Here is a 2,798-nt window from a genome sequence, read left to right on the forward strand (position 1 = left end):
CCCTCCTCCAACCCCGCCGTCATCGCCTTCCTGCGCGAACACGAGGACGACCTCGTCCTGTGCGTCCACAACTTCTCCCGCTTCGCCCAGCCGACGGAGCTGGACCTGGGGCGGTTCGGCGGCCGGCATCCCGTAGAGCTGTTCGGCGGGGTGCGCTTCCCCGCCATCGGTGAACTCCCCTATCTCCTCACCCTCGCGGGCCACGGCTTCTACTGGTTCCGCTTGCGCGGGGACAGCGTGTAGCAGCCGCCTGGAAGGGGCCGCGGGGCGGTTTCCACCGCCCCGCCCGGGGCACGCATCAGTAACACCCCACCGGCTCGGACGCCCAGGAGGCGTACCGAAGAATGGGGAAAGGACGTGACGCCATGGCGGAAACGGTCACCCCGTCCGGCACGACGAGTCCGGCTCATATCCTCGCCTCTCTCGATCCCCTGCTGCGCGAGTGGCTGCCGAGGCAGCGCTGGTTCGCGGGGAAGGGACGCCCGGTCACCGGGTTCTCACCGGTGGCGGTCACCGAGTTGCTGCCCCCCGGCCGCCTCGGCCTGTACCACCTGCTGGTCCGCGCCCACCAGCCGCCCGCACCGGGCGCCCGCCCGCAGCCCGGCGACTGCTACCAGCTGCTCGTGGGCGCGCGCGAGGCGCTGCCGCCCCGGCTGGCGCCCGCGCTGATCGGACATGTGGACCGGGGGCCGCTCACCGGACGCACGGTGTACGACGCCCTGTACGACCCCCGGCCCGCCGAGATGCTGCTGGAGGCGCTGCGCGCCCGGGCCCGTATCGGGGTGCTGCGCTTCGAGCGGGACCAGGAGCAGCGGATACGCGACGGTCTTGTGGCCCGGCTGCTGACCGCCGAGCAGTCCAACTCCTCGGTCGTCTACGGAGATACGTTCATTCTGAAGCTGTTGCGCCGGGTCGTGCCCGGCGTCAACCCCGATCTGGAGATACCGCTGGCGCTGGCCGGCGAGGGCTGCGCCCGGGTGCCCGCGCCGACCGCCTGGCTGCGGGCGGAGATCACGGAGGCGGCCGGCGAGCCCGCGGTGCTGGCCGTGCTCCAGCCCTTTGTGCGGGGCGCCACGGACGGCTGGGAGCTGGCGCTGCGCCGGCTGGCCAAGGGTGAGGACTTCGGCGCCGAGGCGCGGGAGCTCGGCCGGGCCACCGCCGAGGTGCACACCGCGCTGGCGCATGCGCTGCCCACGGTCACCCTGGGCCGCGGCGGGCTGGAACCGCTGGTCGACGGCATGATCGAGCGGCTGGAGGCGGCCGTCCTCGCGGTGCCGGCCCTGCGCCCCCACGCGCCCGGGCTGCGGTCCGCCTTCACCGCGCTGGCCGGTCTGGCCGCCGAGGGGCGCACCTGGACCGCGCAGCGCATCCATGGCGATCTGCACCTCGGGCAGTGTCTGCGCGCGCCGTCCGGGCCGTGGTCGCTGATCGACTTCGAGGGCGAGCCGGCCCGGCCGCTTGCCGAGCGGCGCATGCCGCAGCCCGCGCTGCGGGACGTCGCGGGAATGCTGCGCTCCTTCGACTACGCGGCGCGGTCGGCGAGCCCGCCGGCACCCGGCTGGGCCGCGGTGTGCCGGGCGGCGTACTGCACCGGGTACGCCGAGGTCACCGGGCGTGATCCGCGCACCGATCCCGTGCTGCTGCGGGCGTACGAGACCGACAAGGCGGTCTACGAGGCCGTGTACGAGGCCCGCCACCGCCCCGACTGGCTGCCCGTGCCCCTGGCGGCGATCCACCGTCTCGCCGCATCCGACCAGCCCTGATCCGCCCCGCGCCGAGGAGGCCCATCCGTGACCCCGCGCCCCGCGTCCAGCGCCCCGGAACCGCACGACCGGCACCCCCACGCACCCGCCGCCGAACGATCACCCCGGGCCGGGGAGGTCGAGGGCATGGTCGTTCCGGCTCTCGGCGCGGGGGACCGGGAGCGGTTGCTGGCGGGGACGCACCATGATCCGCACTCCGTGCTCGGGGCGCATCCGGTGGCCGGCGGTGTGGTGTTCCGGGCCTTCAGGCCGTACGCCCTGTCGGTCGCCGTCGTCACCGGCGACCTGCGGGCCCGACTCCACGACGACGGCGGCGGTTTCTTCTCGGCCCTGCTGCCGCTGCGTGACGTCCCCGCGTACCGGCTGCGCGTGACCTACGAGAGCGCCGTCCACGAGACAGAGGACGCCTACTGCTTCCTGCCCGCCCTCGGCGAGCTGGACCTGCATCTGATCGGCGAGGGCCGGCACGAGCAGTTGTGGCGGGCGCTGGGCGCCGAACCCATGACGCACCAGGGAGTGGAGGGCACCCGCTTCACCGTGTGGGCGCCGAACGCCCGGGGCGTGCGGGTCACCGGCGACTTCACCTTCTGGGACGGCACCGGGTACCCGATGCGCTCGCTCGGCTCCTCGGGCGTCTGGGAGCTGTTCGTGCCCGGCGTCGGCGAGGGCGAGCTGTACAAGTTCGAGATCACCCGGCCCGACGGCTCCCGCACGCTGCGCGCCGACCCGCTGGCCCGCCGGACCGAGGCTCCGCCCGCCACCTCCTCGATCGTGCACGCCTCGCACCATGTGTGGGGCGACGAGGAGTGGCTGGCGCACCGCGCGGACATCCCGGTGCACCAGGCGCCGTTGTCCGTGTACGAGGTGCACCTGCCGTCCTGGCGCCCGGGACTGACGTACCGTCAACTGGCCGAGCAGTTGCCCGCGTACGCCAGGGACCTGGGCTTCACGCATGTGGAGCTGATGCCGGTCACCGAGCATCCCTTCGGCGGCTCCTGGGGCTACCAGGTCACCGGCTTCTACGCGCCGACCGCC

2 protein-coding genes and 1 pseudogene are annotated in these 2,798 nt (G+C 73.9%); all 3 read left to right on the top strand.

The window, feature by feature from the left end; genetic code table 11:
* Positions 1–243: alpha-glucosidase C-terminal domain-containing protein (locus ACIRFL_RS43655; protein WP_404041291.1), on the top strand; the 243-nt coding region annotated here is incomplete at its 5' end.
* A gap of 122 nt (positions 244–365) precedes the next feature.
* Positions 366–1,763 carry a maltokinase gene (locus ACIRFL_RS43660; protein ID WP_404041294.1) on the top strand — a complete coding sequence of 466 codons (1,398 nt, stop codon included), beginning with the start codon at positions 366–368 and terminating at the stop codon, positions 1,761–1,763.
* A gap of 27 nt (positions 1,764–1,790) precedes the next feature.
* Positions 1,791–2,798 (top strand): annotated as a pseudogene (locus ACIRFL_RS43665) (1,4-alpha-glucan branching enzyme); the annotation flags it as partial.

The sequence above is a fragment of the Streptomyces sp. NPDC102462 genome, from assembly GCF_044765425.1.
Classification (GTDB): Bacteria; Actinomycetota; Actinomycetes; order Streptomycetales; family Streptomycetaceae; genus Streptomyces.